Annotated in this window: 11 protein-coding genes; 4 read left to right on the forward strand and 7 right to left on the reverse strand. The window is 72.8% G+C overall.

What is annotated here, in order from left to right; genetic code table 11:
• Positions 1–102 precede the first annotated feature (102 nt).
• The 3 genes from ACZ60E_RS35105 to ACZ60E_RS35115 are packed head-to-tail and all read left to right on the forward strand — an operon-like array spanning position 103 to position 4,453.
• Positions 103–1,170, forward strand: a complete 1,068-nt coding sequence (locus tag ACZ60E_RS35105) for an iron-siderophore ABC transporter substrate-binding protein (protein ID WP_469445849.1) — start codon at positions 103–105, stop codon at positions 1,168–1,170.
• A complete protein-coding gene (locus ACZ60E_RS35110; protein ID WP_469445851.1) occupies positions 1,167–3,272 on the forward strand; it encodes an iron ABC transporter permease in 2,106 nt (701 codons plus the stop codon). Before ACZ60E_RS35105 ends, ACZ60E_RS35110 begins: the two co-directional genes overlap by 4 nt.
• Positions 3,273–3,316: 44 nt before the next feature.
• Positions 3,317–4,453, forward strand: a complete 1,137-nt coding sequence (locus ACZ60E_RS35115; protein ID WP_469446039.1) for a peptidase C39 family protein — start codon at positions 3,317–3,319, stop codon at positions 4,451–4,453.
• 94 nt (positions 4,454–4,547) lie between these two features.
• Here the strand turns inward: ACZ60E_RS35115 and ACZ60E_RS35120 are convergent, their stop codons facing one another.
• Together ACZ60E_RS35120 and ACZ60E_RS35125 are read right to left on the reverse strand one after the other, a co-directional pair.
• Positions 4,548–6,239 carry a DUF885 domain-containing protein gene (locus tag ACZ60E_RS35120; protein WP_469445855.1) on the reverse strand — a complete coding sequence of 564 codons (1,692 nt, stop codon included), beginning with the start codon at positions 6,237–6,239 and terminating at the stop codon, positions 4,548–4,550.
• A 62-nt stretch (positions 6,240–6,301) separates the two neighbouring features.
• Positions 6,302–6,823, reverse strand: coding sequence for an Lrp/AsnC family transcriptional regulator (locus tag ACZ60E_RS35125; RefSeq protein ID WP_453793181.1), 522 nt, complete (start codon positions 6,821–6,823; stop codon positions 6,302–6,304).
• A 150-nt stretch (positions 6,824–6,973) separates the two neighbouring features.
• On the opposite strand from ACZ60E_RS35125, the gene ACZ60E_RS35130 reads away from it, so the two are divergent.
• Positions 6,974–8,137, forward strand: a complete 1,164-nt coding sequence (locus tag ACZ60E_RS35130; protein WP_469446041.1) for a trans-sulfuration enzyme family protein — start codon at positions 6,974–6,976, stop codon at positions 8,135–8,137.
• A 114-nt stretch (positions 8,138–8,251) separates the two neighbouring features.
• On the opposite strand, the gene ACZ60E_RS35135 is transcribed toward ACZ60E_RS35130, so the two are convergent.
• The 5 genes from ACZ60E_RS35135 to pdxR all read right to left on the reverse strand — a co-directional run bounded on the left by ACZ60E_RS35135 (position 8,252) and on the right by pdxR (position 17,552).
• Positions 8,252–9,709, reverse strand: a complete 1,458-nt coding sequence (locus ACZ60E_RS35135; protein ID WP_469445857.1) for a GNAT family N-acetyltransferase — start codon at positions 9,707–9,709, stop codon at positions 8,252–8,254.
• Positions 9,710–9,874: 165 nt separating this feature from the next.
• Complete coding sequence (locus tag ACZ60E_RS35140; protein ID WP_469445858.1) at positions 9,875–12,553, reverse strand: DUF7824 domain-containing protein; 2,679 nt, start codon at positions 12,551–12,553, stop codon at positions 9,875–9,877.
• A gap of 77 nt (positions 12,554–12,630) precedes the next feature.
• The gene (locus ACZ60E_RS35145; protein ID WP_469445859.1) at positions 12,631–14,034 is read right to left on the reverse strand and encodes an SWIM zinc finger family protein; all 1,404 of its coding nucleotides are present in this window, start codon (positions 14,032–14,034) and stop codon (positions 12,631–12,633) included.
• Between the two features lie 185 nt (positions 14,035–14,219).
• Positions 14,220–15,809: an alkaline phosphatase D family protein gene (locus ACZ60E_RS35150; RefSeq protein WP_469445861.1), complete on the reverse strand. Its 1,590-nt coding sequence runs from the start codon at positions 15,807–15,809 to the stop codon at positions 14,220–14,222.
• A gap of 291 nt (positions 15,810–16,100) precedes the next feature.
• On the reverse strand, positions 16,101–17,552 hold the full coding sequence (gene pdxR / locus ACZ60E_RS35155) for a MocR-like pyridoxine biosynthesis transcription factor PdxR (RefSeq protein ID WP_469445863.1): 1,452 nt from the start codon (positions 17,550–17,552) through the stop codon (positions 16,101–16,103).
• Positions 17,553–17,557: the final 5 nt, after the last annotated feature.

Genomic DNA, 17,557 nt, shown 5'->3' on the forward strand with positions numbered 1-17,557 from the left:
CGCCGCAGCACACCCATGCCACGACGCGCCCCGTCGCGAATGACGAGAAACCGTCGCGAACGACGAGACACCCGTCGTGAACAACAAGAAAGAGGACCCCTCATGAACCGTGCCCGTCTCCTGGCGGCATCGGCCTCCACAGGACTCATCGTGCTCGCCGCAACGGCCTGCGGCACGACCGACGTCGACGACAAGGCCGACGCCGGCAGCAGCGCGAGCGCGTCGCCCGCGTCGCAGAGCTGCGCCGACGACACCACGGCCACCTCGACGAAGCCGGTCTCCTTCAAGGACGGCGTCGGCCGGCAGGTCGAGCTCGACAAGCCCGCCAAGCGGATCGCGGTCCTGGAATGGCAGCAGGTCGAGGACGCGCTCACCCTGTGCGTCACCCCCGCCGCGGTCTCCGACGCGAAGGGGTACAGCACCTGGGTCAGCGCCGAGAAGCTGCCCGGCGGCGTGACCGACATCGGCACCCGTGAGGAGCCCGACCTCGACACCCTCTACGCGGCGAAGCCCGACCTCATCGTCGTGGAGGCGTTCGACGCCGACGACGAGACCCTCAAGAAGCTGGAGAAGCGCGGCGTCCCCGTGATGGCCACGCGCGGCGCCTATCCGAAGGACCCGATCGGGAACATGCGCGACGTGTTCAGCATGATCGGCGAGGCGACGGGCCGCACCGAGCGGGCCGACCAGGTACTCAAGGAGTTCGACGACCACCTCGCGACGGCGAAGAAGCAGGTCACCGACGCCGATCTGCCCACGAAGGACTTCCTGTTCTTCGACGGCTGGCTCGAGGGGGGCAACCTCACGGTCCGCCCCTACAGCGACGGCGCCCTCTTCACCGAGATAGGCAAGGAGCTGGGCATGAACCCCGTGTGGACCGCCGACGTCAACAAGGCCCACGGCGACGGAGGCGTCGACAAGTCCTACGGCCTGGCGCAGACCGACGTCGAAGGCCTCACCTCGGTGGGCGACGCCAACCTCTTCTACGCCAATGACGAGGGCGCCGGCGGATACGTCGCCGCGCTGGAGAAGAACCCGCTCTGGAAGTCCATGCCGGCCGTCAAGGAAGGCCGCGCGCACGCGTTCCCGGCCCGGGTGTGGGGTGCCGGCGGCCCGCGTTCCTGCGCGCAGGCGATCGACGCCTACGTCGACGTACTCGACAAGAAGTGAGCACGACGCAGACATCGGCACCCCGGAAGGAAGCAGTGCCGCCGCGCGTGGAGCGCGGCGGCGGCCCCTCCGGGGTGGCCGTCCTGGCACTCCTGCTCGTCGTGACCGTCCTCGTCGGCATGTGGCATCTGACGCAGGGGACGTCGGGCATCGGGGTCACCGACCTCGTGCGGTACTTCGCCGGGGAACGGGCGGACACCGGCGGGACCGCGGTCAGCGAGATCCTCATCGGCTCGCGCCTGCCGCGTCTGTTCGCGGGCGTGGCGGTGGGCTTCGCCCTCGGCTGCGCCGGCGCGCTGCTGCAGTCCGTCACGCACAACACGCTCGCCTCACCCGACACCCTCGCGGTCACGGCCGGCGCCTACTTCACGCTCACGCTCGTCGCGGCCTTCGGGCTCACCGTCCCGCTCTGGGCGTCGGGCGCCGTCGCCTTCGCCGGCGGCCTGGTCGCGGCGGCGCTCGTCCTGCTCCTCGCGGGCAAGGCCGCGGGCACCACCGGTACCCGTCTCGTCCTCGCCGGATCGGCGACGGCGATGGCCCTGGACGCGGCGAGCGGGATGCTCCTCATCCTGTTCAAGCAGAACACCACCGGCCTCTTCGCCTGGGGGAGCGGTTCGCTCGCCCAGCTGAACATCGACGCGTCGGTACGCGCCCTGCCCGTCGTGGTCCTGGTGCTGTGCGTCGCCCTGGCGCTGTCCCGGCGGCTCGACGTGATGAACCTCGGCGACGACGCCGCCGCCACCCTCGGTGTGCCGATCCGGACCACCCGCGTGACCGCCGTGGTCTGCGCGGTGCTCCTGACCGGCACGGCGGTCACCCTCGCGGGCCCGATCGCCTTCGTCGGCCTCGGCGCCCCCGTCCTGGCCCGCCTGATCGCGGGACGCGTCAGGGCGCTGCGCCCGCACCTCCTCCTGGTGCCCGCCGCCGGGCTGCTCGGCGCGCTGCTCATCCTGCTCGCGGACGCGACCCTGCGCGCCGTCCAGGGCGCGGACGGGGCCGCCTCCATTCCCACCGGCGTGCCCACCGCGCTCCTCGGCGCGGTCGTGATCGTGGTCCTCGCGCTCCGCCTGCGCGACACGGGCGCGCTCCGCCGGCCGCCGCACGCCCGGGTCGCCGCACGCTCGCGCCGCGCGTACCTCCTCGTGGTGCTCGGCGCGGTGACACTGCTGGCGGCGACGGCCCTCGTGGCGGTCCTGGCGGGAAGCCTCTGGCTGCGTACGGGAGACCTCGTGCTCTGGGCCCAGGGCGCCGCCCCCGACCTGATCGGGCAGGCGCTCGACGACCGGACACCGCGTGTGCTCGCCGCGATCCTCGCCGGTGCGGCCCTCGGGCTGGCCGGCTGCGTCGTACAGAGCGCGGTGCGCAATCCGCTCGCAGAACCGGGCGTACTCGGCATCACGGCCGGCGCCGGCCTCGGTGCGGCGGCCGTCGTCACCTCGGGTCTGTCCGGCGGACGGCCGCTGCTCATCGTGGTCGCGGTCACGGCGGGGCTCGCCACGTTCGCGGTGATCGCCCTGCTGTCCTGGCGGGGCGGCTTCCTGCCCGACCGGTTCGTACTGATCGGCATCGGCTGCGGGTACGGCCTCAGCGCCGTCACCACGTTCCTTCTGCTGCGCGCCGACCCGTACAACACGCCCCGGATCTTCACCTGGCTCTCCGGCACGACGTACGGGCGCACGTTCCCCGACGTCGTACCGGTCGCGGTGGCCCTGGTGATCGCCCTTCCCGTGCTGCTCGCCATGCGTGACCGGCTCGACCTGCTCGCCGTCGACGAGGACACCCCGCGCATCGTCGGCGTCAGGCCGGTCCGTACACGTTTCGCGGCCCTGGCGATCGCCGCGGTGCTCGCGGCGCTCAGCGTGATCGCCGTCGGAGTCGTCGGCTTCGTGGGGCTCGTCGCCCCGCACCTCGCCCGGTCACTGGTGGGCGCCCGGCACGGCCGCGCGATCCCGGTCGCGATGCTCCTCGGCGGACTGCTGGTCTGCGGGGCCGACGCGCTCGGCCGCACGGTCGTCGCACCCGCCCAGGTACCGGCCGGCCTCATGATCGCCCTGGTCGGCGGCCCGTACTTCATCTGGGTGCTCCGGAAGTCCCGTGCGTGACGCCGGGCCGACCCCGGACCACCGCCGTGACACAACAGCAGGAGATGTCCGTGAAGAGTGTCGTCGTCCCGTTCGAGCGCGACATCCCGAACCCGCTGCTCGGACAGCTGGACGTGCCGGAGCGCTGGCACGCGGTCGACCGTTCCGCCCACGCACCGCACCTCGTGGCGGTGCCGGGCGCCGACGGTGGTGCCGAGGGCGCGGAATGGGCCGCCGCCGCGCTCGTGACGGCCCGTCCCGGCACGGCCTATCTGAAGATCGTCGACGCCGTGGGCGACGTACCGGCAGCCGTCCGGGCCGTCGTCGACCACGCACGCGGGCGAGGGCTCGCGCAGGTCAAGTGGGAAGGGTGGACGGTGACACCGGAGGCCGCCGCCGCCTCCGGCTTCACGCCGCTGCGGCCTCCGCTCGCGCAGTCGGAGGGCGCGGCGGGCCCACCTGCCGGTTACGTCCACTGGCTGTACGACGACGACCCGGTTACCGGCCCCGCGCGCCACGACGGGTACCCCGACCCTCCGTACTACGGGCAGTCCACGCACTTCACGTGCGGTGCCGTCACCGCCCTGGTCGCGCAGGCGCACGCGGGGACGCTGGCGTGGGAGGCCCTCGACCGCGAGGCGGAGCTGACGCTGTGGCGCGGCGCGACCAACTTCCCCGCGTGCGAACCGGTCGGTCTCGGCGTCGCCGTGCGCCGCGCGTGGCCGTCGTCCCCCGTCACGGTCCACCTCGACACGGACCGGCCCGTGCTGCTGGGCCACTACCCGGAGAACGACCAGGAGTGGCGTGCCCTGCTTCAAGGCACCTCCCGTACGGAGGCCGGGCGGACCGGCGTGCCGATCGACCCGGACCGCCTCTCCCTGACCGCGATCCGGGACGCGCTCGGCCGGCGGGAGCATGTGCTGCTCCTCGTCTCGCTCGCCGCGATGCAGGGGTTCGACGTACCGCACTGGGTGCTCTGCCACGGCGTCGTACCCGGCGCCGTCGTGATCGACGACCCGTGGGCCAACGCGGCGACGGGGGACACCTGGGTGGACGCCCACCTGCTGCCGGTCTCCGACCGGTCGCTCGACACGATGTCCAGCCTGTCGACGGACTCGACTGCCTCGGCGGAGCCGGCGGACCCGGTGTATCCGGCGGCGGCCGGCTTTCGCGGGGCCGTGGTGATCGGCCGCCGAGTCTGAAGCGCGCGGCGCACATCGGCGGCCGGGCACGCCAGGCCGGGTGGGGCAGGGACTGTCCGCCCCGGCCCCGCCCGGCCTGGCGTGCCATCCGCTGTCAGAGCCGGGACAGTTCGTCCACCAGGTCGTCCAGGCCCAGCGACCCCTGGGACAGCGCAGCCATGTGCCACGCCTTCGCGTCGAACGCGTCCCCATGGCGCTTGCGCGCGTTCTCCCGGCCCAGCAGCCAGGCGCGCTCGCCGAGCTTGTAGCCGATGGCCTGGCCGGGGATGGAGAGGTAGCGGGTCAGCTCACTCTCCACGAAGTCCGCGGGGCGGCTGCTGTGCGAGCCGAAGAACTCCTGGGCCAGCTCCGGGGTCCAGCGCTCGCCCGGATGGAAGGGCGACTCCGCCGGGATCTCCAGCTCCAGGTGCATACCGATGTCGACGATGACACGGGCCGCGCGCATCATCTGCGCGTCCAGATAACCGAGCCGCTCCTCGGCGTCCTTGAGGTAGCCGAGTTCGTCCATGAGCCGTTCCGCGTACAGGGCCCAGCCCTCGCAGTTGGCGCTGACGCCGCCGATGGTCGCCTGGTAGCGGGAGAGGTCCTCGGCGACATGGACCCACTGGGCGAGCTGGAGATGATGGCCGGGCACACCCTCGTGGTACCAGGTCGACACCAGGTCGTACACGGGGAAACGGGTCTGTCCCATCGTCGGCAGCCACGTACGGCCGGGGCGTGAGAAGTCCTCCGACGGTGCAGAGTAGTACGGGGCGGCGGCGCCGCCCGGCGGGGCGATGCGGGACTCCACCTTCCGTACCCGCTCGGCGAGGTCGAAGTGGGTGCCGTCCAGTTCCTCGATCGCCTGGTCCATCAGGCTCTGCAGCCACTCGCGGACCTCGTCGACCCCTTCGATGTGCCTGCCGTGCTCGTCGAGATGGGCGAGCGCCACCCACGGGGTCGCCGCACCGGGCAGTACCTTCTCGGCCTCCTTCTTCATCTCGGCGAACAGCCGGTGGTACTCGGCCCAGCCGTACGCGTACGCCTCGTCCAGGTCGAGATCCGTACCGTTGAAGTAGCGCGACCAGCGCGCGTACCGCTCACGGCCCACCGTGTTCGGCGCACCCTCGATCGCGGGCGCGTACACGTCATGCATCCAGTCGCGCAGCGCGACCACGGCGGCGGTCGCCGTCCGGGCGGCCTCGTCGAGTTCCGCGCGCAGGGACTCCGGGCCCGCCGACGCGAAGTCCTCGAACCAGCCGCGGCCCGAACCGTCCGTGTCCGACCACTCGGTGAGCTGCCCGACGAAGGTCGCGGTCGGGCGGGGGCCCGCGTACAGCTTGCGCTCCAGGCCGAGGGAGAGGCATGCGCGATAGCCGTCGAGGGCCGTCGGCACCGCGCGCAGCCGCTGGGCGATCGCGGCCCAGTCCTCGTCGGTGTCCGTCGGAGTCACGGTGAAGACCTCGCGTACCGCGTGCACGGCCGTGTGCATGTTGCCGACGGCCCGCAGGCTCTCCTCGGCCTCGTGCACGCCGAGTTCGGCGGTGAGCCGCTCGCGCAGCAGGCGCGCGCACCGGCGCTCGATGTCACTGTCCGCGCCGGGCTGCCGCTCCGCCTCGTCGAGCCGGGCCAGCGTCGTCCTCGCCAGCCGCGCGAGCGCCTCCTGTCCGCCGGGCGAGGTGTCGGGCAGCCTGCTGGAACTCTCCTTCACGCCGAGGTACGTACCGGTGACCGGGTCGAGGGCGACGAGCTCGTCGACGTAGGTGTCGGCGACCTCACGGGGCAGCGGGTTCTTCGTCTGTGACATACATCCATCCTCATACGCGGACGGCCGCCGCGTCAGCCCCGTTTTCGAGGCCTTTTGCCTTGTCAGCCCGATTTCGCCGAGGGCGTGGCACCCGAGGCCGAGCTTCCCTGCGGGTCGGGCGGCAGCAGGGGGCCGCAGTCCCACTGCTGGAAGATCAGCCGGGTCTCGACGCGGGCCACCTCGCGGTGCGCGGTGAAACCGTCGAGCACCAGCCGCTGCAGATCCGCCATGTCGGCGACCGCGACATGCACCAGATAGTCGTCGGGCCCGGTGAGATGGAAGACCGTACGCGACTCGGGCAGCGATCTGATCCGCTCCACGAACGGCCCGACCAACTCCCGCCGATGCGGCCTGACCTGCACGGACAGCAGCGCCTCCAGACCCCGTCCCAGCTTCGCCGGATCGAGCCGCAGCTGATGGCCGAGGATCACTCCCGAGCGCCGCAGCCGGGTGACCCGGTCCAGGCAGGTCGAGGGCGCCACCCCGATCTGCGCGGCGAGATCCCGGTACGTGGTCCGGGCGTCGTTCTGCAGAAGCCGCAGAAGATGCAGGTCCACCGGGTCCAGTACGACGGATTCGGCCATACGGCGAACGTAACACGGTGTTTCGCGCCATCACCCCGGTTGTTGTTCAGGCTGCCGTGCATGGATCTCGGCAGCACTGACATACGCGACGTGTACGACGACATGGCGGATACAGCGGGCGCAGCGAACACGGCTGACGCAACGGCGGACATGGCAGGCGGGGCGGGTGAGGCGCCGGGGTTCGGTGTGCGGGCCCTGGACACCGAGGCCGTGCACGCGGGGCGGGACGATCTCGCCCGGCAGGGCCTGCACGCCGTGCCGATCGATCTGTCCACGACCTATCCGTCGTACGACAGCCGGGGCGAGGCGGCCCGCATCGACGCCTTCGCCACCGACGGGGCCCAGCCGGACGGCCCGCCGGTCTACGGCCGGCTCGGCAACCCGACCGTCGCCCGCTTCGAGACGGCGCTCGCCCGGCTGGAGGGCACACAGAGCGCCGTCGCCTTCGCGAGCGGCATGGCCGCGCTGAGCGCGGTGCTCCTCGTACGCAACTCCATGGGACTGCGCCATGTCGTGGCCGTGCGGCCCCTCTACGGTTGCAGCGATCACCTGCTGACGGCCGGGCTCCTCGGCTCCGAGGTGACGTGGGTCGACCCCGCCGGGATCCAGGACGCCCTGCGGCCCGACACCGGTCTGGTCCTGGTCGAGTCACCGGCCAATCCGACGCTCGCCGAACTCGATCTGCGGGCGATCGCCCACGCCTGCGGGAGCGTTCCGCTGCTCGCCGACAACACCTTCGCCACCCCCGTGCTGCAACGGCCCGTCGAACAGGGGGCGCGGCTCGTGCTCCACAGCGCCACCAAGTACCTGGGCGGGCACGGCGACGTGATGGCCGGAGTGGTGGCCTGCGACGAGGAGTTCGCCGGACGGCTGCGGCAGATCCGCTTCGCCACGGGCGGCGTGCTGCATCCGCTCGCCGGCTATCTGCTGCTGCGCGGACTGTCGACGCTGCCCGTACGGGTGCGCGCCGCCTCCGCGAACGCCGCGGAACTGGCACAGCGCCTGACCGACGACCCGCGGGTCGCCCGCGTCCACTATCCGCGGATCGGCGGCGCCATGATCGCGTTCGAGGTCCATGGCGACCCGCACGAGGTGATCGCCGCGGTCCGGCTGGTCACCCCGGCGGTGAGCCTCGGCAGCGTCGACACGCTGATCCAGCACCCCGCCTCGATCAGTCATCGCGTCGTGGACGCGGAGGACCGGCGGGGGAGCGGCGTGAGCGACCGGCTGCTGCGGCTGTCGGTGGGTCTTGAGGACGTCGAGGACCTCTGGCGGGACCTGGACGGGGCATTGGGGACGAACGTTCCGGCGTGAGTCCGAGCGGTTGAGGTGAGCCCGCGACGGTGGCGGGCCCGGCAACCGTGCCGGGCCCGCCACCGTCACGGGCCGGTGCCCGTGCTGCCCGTGTTCGTCGGCCGTCCTGTCCCGTCAGTCGCGCACGGAGTGCTCGCGCTCGTGCCCGGCGGTCTCCGCGTGCGGCGACGCCGTCTCCAGGCGGGCCGTGATCACGAGGGTGCCCTCCTCGATCTGGTAGTCGAGGGGGAGGTCGAGGCCGCGCATCGCGGCGACCATGCCGGTGTTGGCGGCCTGCGTGACGGCGTACACGCTGTCGCAGCCGGCCTCGACGGCCATCGCCACCAGACGGCCGAGCAGTTCACCGCCGATCCCGCGCCGCTGCCAGTCGTCCTCCACCAGCAGGGCGATCTCCGTCTCGTCGCCGTCCCACAGCAGATGTCCGAGCCCGACGACGCGCCCCGACGCGGTCTGCACGGCGAGCGTGCGCCCGAAGTGCGGGCTGAGGAGGTGCTTGAGGTACTTGTCCGCGTCACCGACGGGCCCGTGGTACCGCATGCTCAACGTCCGCTGCGAGCACCGCTCGTGCATGGCCTTCGCCGCCTCGACGTCACCGGCGTCGGCACGGCGCACGATGATGTCCTTGCCCTGCGGCAGCGTCAGCACGTCCCGGCTGCGCGGGACCCGCGGGCCCAGCCGCGCGTCCAGCTCGACCAGCGCCCTGGCCCGGGCGAACTCCGTCGGCGTGAACGGCAGATACGGCCGCTCCACAGTGATCACTCCACCTTCCGGTGCGCGCAACCGCATCACCGTGTCCTCCAGCGCCCCTTCGACGGGCGCCCCCGCCTCCGGACGATCCCCGCGCACCGATGTGGCGGGCAGCGAACGGATCGTGCACCGCCCCAGCAACTGCCTGAGCGCCAAGGGTAGTTCAGCCGCGTCCAGTGCCGTGCGGGTGGCCAGGCCCAGCACCCGCGTGGGCGCGTCCACCAGGTCGTGCGCGTCGGCCCGCTCGATCCAGGTCCCGAAACCGCCCGACAGCGACACCGCCCGCGTGACCTCGGACGCCGCCACCGGCGCGGGGGCGCGCAGCAGGAACTCGTCCACCGTGCCCTCTGCCAGCGGATGCGTCTGAAGGCTCAGGATGTCGACCCGCAGCTCCGCCAGCGCCATGCACAGCGCGGCCAGCGAACCCGGCTCGTCCCGCACGGTGGTCCGCATCCGCCACAGCACGGTCTCGCCGGAACCCGGGCCCGAGCCCGCTCCGGAGCCGTCGCCGGAATCGGTCTCCGGTGCGCCCGGGTCGCGCCCGGCCGTCCCGGCCCGCCGCACGGATGCGGCCGGCCGGGCGCCGGTATCGTCTGTCGGGGGCGCGTGACCGTGGCGGCGTGACCACCATGTGTGGAAGCCCGCCGTGGCGATCAGCGCGACCGCCGAGATCGCGAGAAGGGCGGGCCCGTCGGGGCCGTGCCCGATCAGGTTCGCCACGGCGTCGGCGACCGCCACCGCCGTGAACAGAGCGGCCAGTTCGACGAGGTCCCTGCGCCAGTGGTGGACCGGTCGGCCGTTTTTCGCACGCGTCACATCAGACATGTCCGGAGTCATACCGTCACTGTGAAGTACGGGTGTTGCGTGATCGCGAACGCTTTGTGACTGATCGGTTAAGTATGCATCTGTCTTTTTTGTTGCATTTTTTACGATTCCCCCACGCAAGTCGCCCACCTGGCTGAACGACCTGGTCGGCCACGGCAGTCCGGGTCAGGCGGCCACCCCCTGCTCCAGCGTGGCACGCAGCCGGCGGGCCTGGGCCACGAGCCGCGACGAACCGCTCCGCTCCGCCACCTGCGCGAGATGCTCCACATCGCCGTGCGCACCGGTCCGCTCGGCGCACTCGGCGGCGACGGCCAGCAGTTCGCCCATCCCGCGGGCAGCCGGAACGGCGCCGTCCGCGGCCAGACCCGCGAGCAGGGCGGGCAGCGCTGCCCCGAGTATCGACCAGACGGTGGCGTACGCTCCGGTCGTCGCCGCGGTCCGTACGGACTCGGCGAGCCGCAGCGGCTTCACCGCCCCCTTGCGCACCAGCTGTCCCAGATCCCCGCCGAGCCCCTCGGCGTCCAACTGCCCTCGCGCGGCGAGCACCAGCAGGGCGTCCACCGCGCTGAGCCGGTCCTCCGGATGGCGCGCGCCCAGCCCGTACGCCACGCACAGGTGCACGGCCTCACCCGCCTCGCCCTCCGCCTCGGCGAGCAGCGGCAGGACCGCCGCCGCACCCCGGACGTCCTCCACCGCGACCGTGGAGACCTCGCGCACCAGCCGCGCGGCCACCACCTCCCGCTGCCCGGGCACCACGGCGAGCCAGTGCTGCCGCTCGACCTGGGTCCAGTAGTGGGGGCAGTACTTGCGTGTCTCGAAGACCCCCACCGGCAGGCCGAGCCGGCGGAACGCCAGGGGGAGTTCCGCGGGCAGTCCGCCGAGCTCGCCGAGTTCGAGCAGGACGCGGTCCGCCGAGGCGTGGCGGGTGCTCGTGGGTGCCGCCGGGCTCTCGCTCAGGAGCCGGCGGGCCAGCCGCTCACCCTCCACCGTGCCCAGCGCGGCGGCCCGCCCGGCGGCGGCCTCGCTCACCGCCCGGTCGTCGAGGCGCACCCGCAGGAGCGCCTGCGTGAAGTCGGCCTCGCCGGGCCGGGCGCCGAGCCGGTGGTACTCGGCGAGACGGGCCACCAGCTCGTCGGGCTCCAGGAACCCCGACGACCAGGTGGGCGTGGCCAGCAGGAACGGCATCGGGTCGGTCCGCACCCGGTAGGCCGCCTCCCACAGCCGTGCGTTGAAGACGGCGGCCAGCGCGCTGTGCACACAGGGGTCCGACACCGGACCGTGCTGATGGGCCTTGAGCAGCGTGGACGTGCGCACCCGGCCCAGCAGGGCCGCGAGCACCACCTCAAGGCCGTACGGATCACGCCGGAAGTATTCGTCCGACGAGTGGTACAGACGGTCGGTGGCCATCCACCAGGTACGGGCGAGCGCCGGCTTCAGGGCCTCGGCCAGCTCCTCCTGACGCAGGTACGTGTGCCGCACCAGGCCGTCCAGGGCGCGCTCGAACACCGCCATGTCGGTGTCGGCGGACACCATCAGGGCTCCGACCTCCTGGACCAGCTCGATCACCGTGTCCGGCGCGGGCGCGAGCCGTGACGGCTCGGGCGCGGGCGGCAGCAGCTCCAGGTGCGGCTGCGGCGAGAGTTCGTCCACGTCCAGCCCCAGGGCCGCGATCGCGCGTACGCGCAGACCTGCGCTCAACTGGGCCGCGCCGGCCGCCACTTCGTCGCGTGCCCGCTGGTCCGCCGTGCCGATCCCGCCGATGTGCCGCTCCACCAGCTTCAGCGCCCGCTCCTGGACGTCCGTGTCCTCGTGCCCGAAGGCGTGCGCCACCGCGGGCAGCAGCTCCGCCGCGCTCGACGGGTCGCGCCGGAGCACCTTCCCGAGGAGCACGAGCTGGGCGCGTACCAGCTTCTTCTCCGTGCGGAACAGCACGACCGCGGACATCTCGGCGAGCTGCCGATGCGTGATCTCGCCGGCCAGCGCCAGCGAACCCAGCACCGACCGGGCGTGCGACGCCACGGTGGAGGCCGGGTGGGAGGCGAGCGCCAGCCAGTCCGCCACGCGCTCCCGCTCCTCGTCCCCGGTCGGCGCGAGCGCGGTCAACAGCCTGAGGAAGACCCGGCAGTCGGACGCCACGACACCGCGCAGCAGGCGGGCGACGCAGGCGTCGACCATGGCCCTGCGGTCGAGGAGGCCTTCCTCGGTGAGCCTCGCCAGAGCGTCGATCCAGCTCTCGGGGCCGTCACCGAACAGCCAGTCCAGATTGCTGCCGATGTCCGGGATCTCGAAGAGGGCGGCCACGAGCCGCGCCGTGTACGGGTCCTGGCGCAGCCGGTCCAGGACGGAGTCACCGCGCTGCCAGAGGCTGCCGATCTGCTCGACCCAGCCGACCACATAGGTCTCCGTCGTCGGCACCGGGCAACCGGACAGCCGTACCAGCCCCGCCATCAGCTCGTAGGGCACCTGCGAGGTCGACGGGCGGTCCGCGAGGCGCTGCGCGAGGTTGCCCAGCCAGTCCCGCTCCCGGTCGCCCAGCACATGGAGAAGGACCGCGGGGGACGCCTGGGACCAGCGCATGTCGGCCGCGCCGATCCAGGCCGCCGTACCGGCCGCTCCGGTGTGGCAGGCCGCCCCGGCCGCGTGCAGCGTGGGATACGCCTTACGGGACGTGGAGTTCCAGGGCTCGGTGCGCAACTCCTTGCGCAGTTCCTTGAGCGCCGGCAGACAGAGCCGCCGCTCGGGGTCCGTCATCCCGTCGAGCAGCCCCGCGGCCTCACCCGTCCGCCCCGCCCGTACGGCCTTCAGCAACGCGTCGCTCACCGCCACCACCTCGTTCACCGCCACCACCCCGTTCCTCGATACCGCCCCACCCACCGGCCCGTTCACCGGAACCGCGTCACGCACCACCGACATCGCACCGCTCATCGCGCACCCCCGTCGACCAGAACCTCCGCCTGCCCGGACACCGCGCCGCGGTGGACCATCCGTACCGCCAGCGCGTGCTTGCACGGCCCGCGTCCGCCGCGGTACTTGGCCCACCACAGGCAGGTGCAGCTCAGCACTCCCGCGTCGTCGCGCACCCGGTGCGCGTGTCCGTCCTGCGCGGTCACCGTGCCGAGGGTGCCGTCCAGGACGACCGCGCCCGCGCTCACGAGATCCCGGGCGGCCCGCAGCCGGGGGTTGTGCCGCTCCACGCGCTCGGCGTCGTAGGGGAGTTCACGGTGGAAGTAGGCGGCCTCCGCCGTGTCGTAGCCCACGCGTCCCGAGGTGCCCAGCCGGACGAGGGCCGCCCGCACCCGCTCGACGGGCAGTCCCGAGGAGGCGGACAGATCACCGACGTCGATCCTGGGCTCCCAGGCCAGCAGCACCGAGATCAGCTCCGCGTCCTCGGCCGCCTCGTCGGTGGCCAGCGCGTCGAGCACCCCGCCCTCACCGGAGAAGCCGCGGGAGGCCTCGGGCGACAGTGTCAGCGTGAGCCGCATGCCGGGCAGCACGACCTCCCAGGCACTGGCCGCCGCGGCGGTTCCGGCGAGCGCCGGACCGTACACCCGCAGGGCCGACGCGTGGCGCAGGACCCTCTGGAGAGCGACCAGCCGCTCCGGGCCGGGGAGACAGACCGCTCCGGGCACCGGGCGGGTCGTCGGCCGCAGCACGCGCCCCGCGGGCACCACCCACTGCACACCCCGGGAGGAGCCGCGCGCACCGGAGCGGGGCAGCGAGCGCAGGAACCGCACGGCCTCGGCCGCGGGCAGTTCGGCACGCAGATCGAAACCGGCCGCCGTCACCTGCGCCTCGGCGAAGCCCCGCAGCCAGCGGTCCGGCAGGGGCACCTTCTTCTCCACGACCGGCCCGTCCAGGGTGGTCACGGCCATCTCGTCCGGACCGACACGCATGTGCAGCGGGTCGTCGGAGCCGATCCTCGACAGCGCGTCGCGCAGGGGGTTGTTGACGTCGACGTTCGTCGTGCCGTGTCCCACCTCGCCGCCGTCGAGACCCGCCGACAGCACGTCCAGCCGGGCGTACACCCCGCCGCAGCCGGAGAAGGACTCGAAACGCAGCCGGTCGCCGTTGCCCGTGACCACCGGGTCCAGGGACGACCGCAGCTGCTGCTGGTAGTAGCGCGCCCCCGCCACGTCGGCCACCGCGAGCAGCCCCGCCGACGCCACCTGAGGAGACGTCAGGAAGCCCGCGAAGAAACGGGGATGGTCCTCGACACCGCGGGGCGTCGTGCCCCGTGAGGTCTCAAGTCCCAGGCGCCGGCCGTCCGGTGCGGATTCCAGCGTGGAGGATCGGGTGTAGGCCACGGCCTGCAGAGATCGAGTCATGGAAAAACCGTAGAGGCGACCACTGACAATCGCTCTGACCTGCGAAGACGCGGGAATTTCCAGAGATCGGGGCAACCCGACGTGCCGCGTACCGGGGGATGACGCCGGTACGCGGCACGAGGCAGAAGATTACGGGAGCCGGAGCCCTTCACGTGACCCTGGTGAAACTACCGCCCCTCGGTGAACTACTGCCCCACGCGCCCCGGTTGCAGCACCTTCGTGAACAGCACGGCTCCGCCGGTCGCCCGCAGGCGGACCGTCAGCTCGCCGCTCTGCCCGTCGATGTCGACCTCGCCGAAGTACTGGGGCGACTCCATGGGCGAGACGTTCGCCCTGTCGGGTGCCTGGACGAAGACCCGGTCGGGACCGAACGTGCCGTCCAGCGCGTTCGCCTGGAAACCGCCCGCGGCGAGCGGACCGGACACGAACTCCCAGAACGGCGCGAAGTCCTTGAAGGCCGCGCGCGACGGGTCGTAGTGCTGCGCCGAGGTGTAGTGCACGTCCGCCGTCAGCCACACCGTGCCGGTGATCCGGCGGTGCTTGACGAACCGCAGCAGCTCCGCGATCTGCAGCTCACGGCCCAGCGGCGCGCCCGGGTCGCCCTGCGCGACGGCCTCGATGTCCGTCGCGCCGTCCGGTACGACCAGGCCGAGCGGCATGTCGGAGGCGATCACCTTCCACACCGCCCGCGAACGTGCCAGTTCCCGCTTCAGCCAGACCAGCTGCTCCGCGCCCAGGATGCCGACGGTGTCGTCGGGCTGCCGGTCGGGGGAGTTGGCGTTGCGGAACGTCCGCATGTCGAGCACGAAGACGTCCAGCAGCGGACCGTGGCGCACGACCCGGTGGATCCTGCCGTCCTCGCCCGTCGACGGCAGGGTGGAGATCGGGAAGTACTCGCTGAAGGCCTTGCGGGCGCGGGCGGCGAGCGTGTCGACGTCCTTCACCGTGTAGCGGGCGTCGGTGAGGATCTCGCCCGGGTACCAGTTGTTGAGGACCTCGTGGTCGTCCCACTGGGTGATCGTGGGGACCTGCGCGTTGAACCGGCGTACGTTCTCGTCGAGCAGCGAGTAGCGGAAGTTGCCGCGGTACTCGGCCAGGGTCTCCGCGACCTTGGACTTCTCCTCGGTGGTGACGTTCCGCCAGACCCGGCCGTCCGGGAGCGTCACGGACGACGACAGGGGACCGTCCGCGTAGATCGTGTCGCCGCTGCACAGGAAGAAGTCGGGGTTGCGGCGGCGCATCTCCTCGTACGCGTAGAGGCCGCCGATGTCCGGGTTGATGCCCCAGCCCTGGCCCACGATGTCGCCGGACCACAGGAAGCGGACGTCCTGGCGGCGCTTGGAGGGCGCGGTCCTGAAGGTGCCCGGTACGGGTTCGCCGGTGCGGCGGTGGTCGTCCGGGTCGGCCAGGGTCACCCGGTAGTGGATCTGCTCCCCGGACGGCAGGCCGCGCAGCGGGACCGTGCCCGTGAAGTCCGTGTCGGCGCCCAGGAGGGGGCCGCGCCATTTTCGCGACCTGTGGAAGGACTCCGTCGCGGAGGTCTCCACGATCATGCGGGCGGGGCGGTCCGAGCGGACCCACACCAGGCCGGAGTCCGTGGTCACATCTCCTGCCTGGACGCCCCAGCGCGCCTGGGGCCGCCCCGACAGCGCGAACGCCGGGGCCGCGCCGGCCGCGCCGAGGACGGAGGGCAGGGCGAGTGCCGCCGACGCGGCGAGCGAGCCGCGCAGGACGCTGCGGCGGCCGGGGAGCGGGCTCGGCGGGCTGGGTGACATGGGGCGCCTCCTGGGGCGGGTTCGGCGGGTGTGCATGGCTACACCTACTGGTGTGCCGCAGCGTTCGCGCAAACCACAAGTGAACAACGCGCATTGCTGGGCGGGGTGGTTTGGCGGGGGTGGGTTCGCCCCGTGGGGCAGGTGCGGGCAGGTGCGGCCCGGTGGGGGTCGCCCGCGCAGTTCCCCGCGCCCCCAAAGACAAAAGACTGCGCAGTTCCCCGCGCCCCTGAAGGGGCGCGGGGAACTGCGCGGGTCACCCCCACCGGACCCGCAGACGACGTCCGGACCGGTTCAAGCCCCCCGGCGGGTCGCCGTCGCCGTCGCCATCGCGCGGACGCCCTCCTGGATGCGGCTCGGGGAGAGATGCGCGTAGCCCAGGACGAGGCGGATCACGTCGTCCTGAGGCGGGACCCGCGTGTACGACGTCAGCGCGCGCACAGCGATCCCCGCCGCCTCCGTGGAGGCCAGAAAACGGCCCGCCGGCCCGTACCGCCCCGGAAGCGAGGCAATGGCGTGCAGCCCGGCAGCGATGCCGGAAACCTCCGTGCCGGGAAAGTGCTCCGCCAGCGCCGCGACGAGCGCGTCACGACGCACCCGGTACTCACGCCGGCAACGCCGCAACTGCCGGTCGTAGTCGCCGCGCTCCACGAACCGAGCGAGCAGCGCCTGGTCGATCACAGGGTTGCCGAGATCCATCGTGCGCTTGCGTTCGACGACCTCCTCGGCCGTCGACGCCGGTACCAGCAGCCACCCGAGCCGCAGCCCCGGCGCCAGCGACTTGCTGACGGAACCGGTGTACGCGACATGCTCCGGATCGAGCCCCTGGAGCGCGCCCACGGGTGCCCGGTCGTAACGGAAGTCCCCGTCGTAGTCGTCCTCGACGACGAGCCCGTCCACCGCGCGCGCCCAGTCGAGGAGTTCCGCGCGGCGCCGCGCGGAGTACGCGATCCCCGTCGGGAACTGGTGCGCGGGCGTCGTCACCACGGCCCGCACCCCCGACGTACGCAGCGCCGCGATGTCCAGCCCCTCCTCGTCCAGCGGCAGCGGTACGGCGTCGAGTCCGGCCGACGCGTACAGGGTCTCGTGCTCGGGGCTGCCGGGGTCCTCCACGCCCACGGCACGCACCCCGCGCGCGTGGAGCACGAATCCGAGCAGCGTCGTCGCCTGGGCCACCCCGGAGACGACGATCACCCGCTCCGGGTCCGCGACCACCCCCCGGCGCCGGGTCAGCAGTTCGGCGAGGGCGGTACGCAGCCGCGGCAGCCCGCGCGGATCCGGGTAGCCCAGCGTGTGGTGGGGCAGTTCGGCGAGCACGCCGCGCTGCGCGGCGGACCAGGCCGCACGCGGGAACAGCGACAGGTCGGGCGTGCCGGGCAGGAAGTCCGCGACGGCGCCGGGGGAGCGGGGCGCGAGGTCCCGTGCGCGGGGGAGGGCGGCCCGGGCGGCCCCGCCGACCCAGGTCCCGGCACCCCGGCCGCTGCGCAGGTAGCCCTCCGCGGTCAACTGCTCGTACGCCTCCGTGACCAGCCCCCGGGACACCCCGAGATCGGCGGCCAGTTCGCGGCTGGACGGCAGCCGGGTGCCCGGCGAAAGGCGGCCCGAGCGGACCGCCTCCCGCAGCGCGGCCTGCAGCGCGCGGCCACGCGCGCGTGCCGGTGCCGAGACGGCGGGCAGGAGCGTCTCCCAGGCACCGGACCGGCCCGCCGCCGGTGGCGTGTCCGGATTGGTCCCCGATGACGTCATGGAAG

The organism is Streptomyces sp. NPDC102514 (genome assembly GCF_055584525.1).

Excerpts from the sequence above, each read along its gene's own strand:
- ACZ60E_RS35105 (WP_469445849.1), top strand. The coding sequence starts at position 103 with ATGAACCGTGCCCGTCTCCTGGCGGCATCGGCCTCCACAGGACTCATC.
- ACZ60E_RS35115 (WP_469446039.1), top strand. The coding sequence starts at position 3,317 with ATGTCCGTGAAGAGTGTCGTCGTCCCGTTCGAGCGCGACATCCCGAAC.
- ACZ60E_RS35120 (WP_469445855.1), bottom strand. The coding sequence starts at position 6,239 with ATGTCACAGACGAAGAACCCGCTGCCCCGTGAGGTCGCCGACACCTAC.
- ACZ60E_RS35125 (WP_453793181.1), bottom strand. The coding sequence starts at position 6,823 with ATGGCCGAATCCGTCGTACTGGACCCGGTGGACCTGCATCTTCTGCGG.
- ACZ60E_RS35130 (WP_469446041.1), top strand. The coding sequence starts at position 6,974 with ATGGCAGGCGGGGCGGGTGAGGCGCCGGGGTTCGGTGTGCGGGCCCTG.
- ACZ60E_RS35135 (WP_469445857.1), bottom strand. The coding sequence starts at position 9,709 with ATGTCTGATGTGACGCGTGCGAAAAACGGCCGACCGGTCCACCACTGG.
- ACZ60E_RS35145 (WP_469445859.1), bottom strand. The coding sequence starts at position 14,034 with ATGACTCGATCTCTGCAGGCCGTGGCCTACACCCGATCCTCCACGCTG.
- ACZ60E_RS35150 (WP_469445861.1), bottom strand. The coding sequence starts at position 15,809 with ATGTCACCCAGCCCGCCGAGCCCGCTCCCCGGCCGCCGCAGCGTCCTG.
- pdxR (WP_469445863.1), bottom strand. The coding sequence starts at position 17,552 with ATGACGTCATCGGGGACCAATCCGGACACGCCACCGGCGGCGGGCCGG.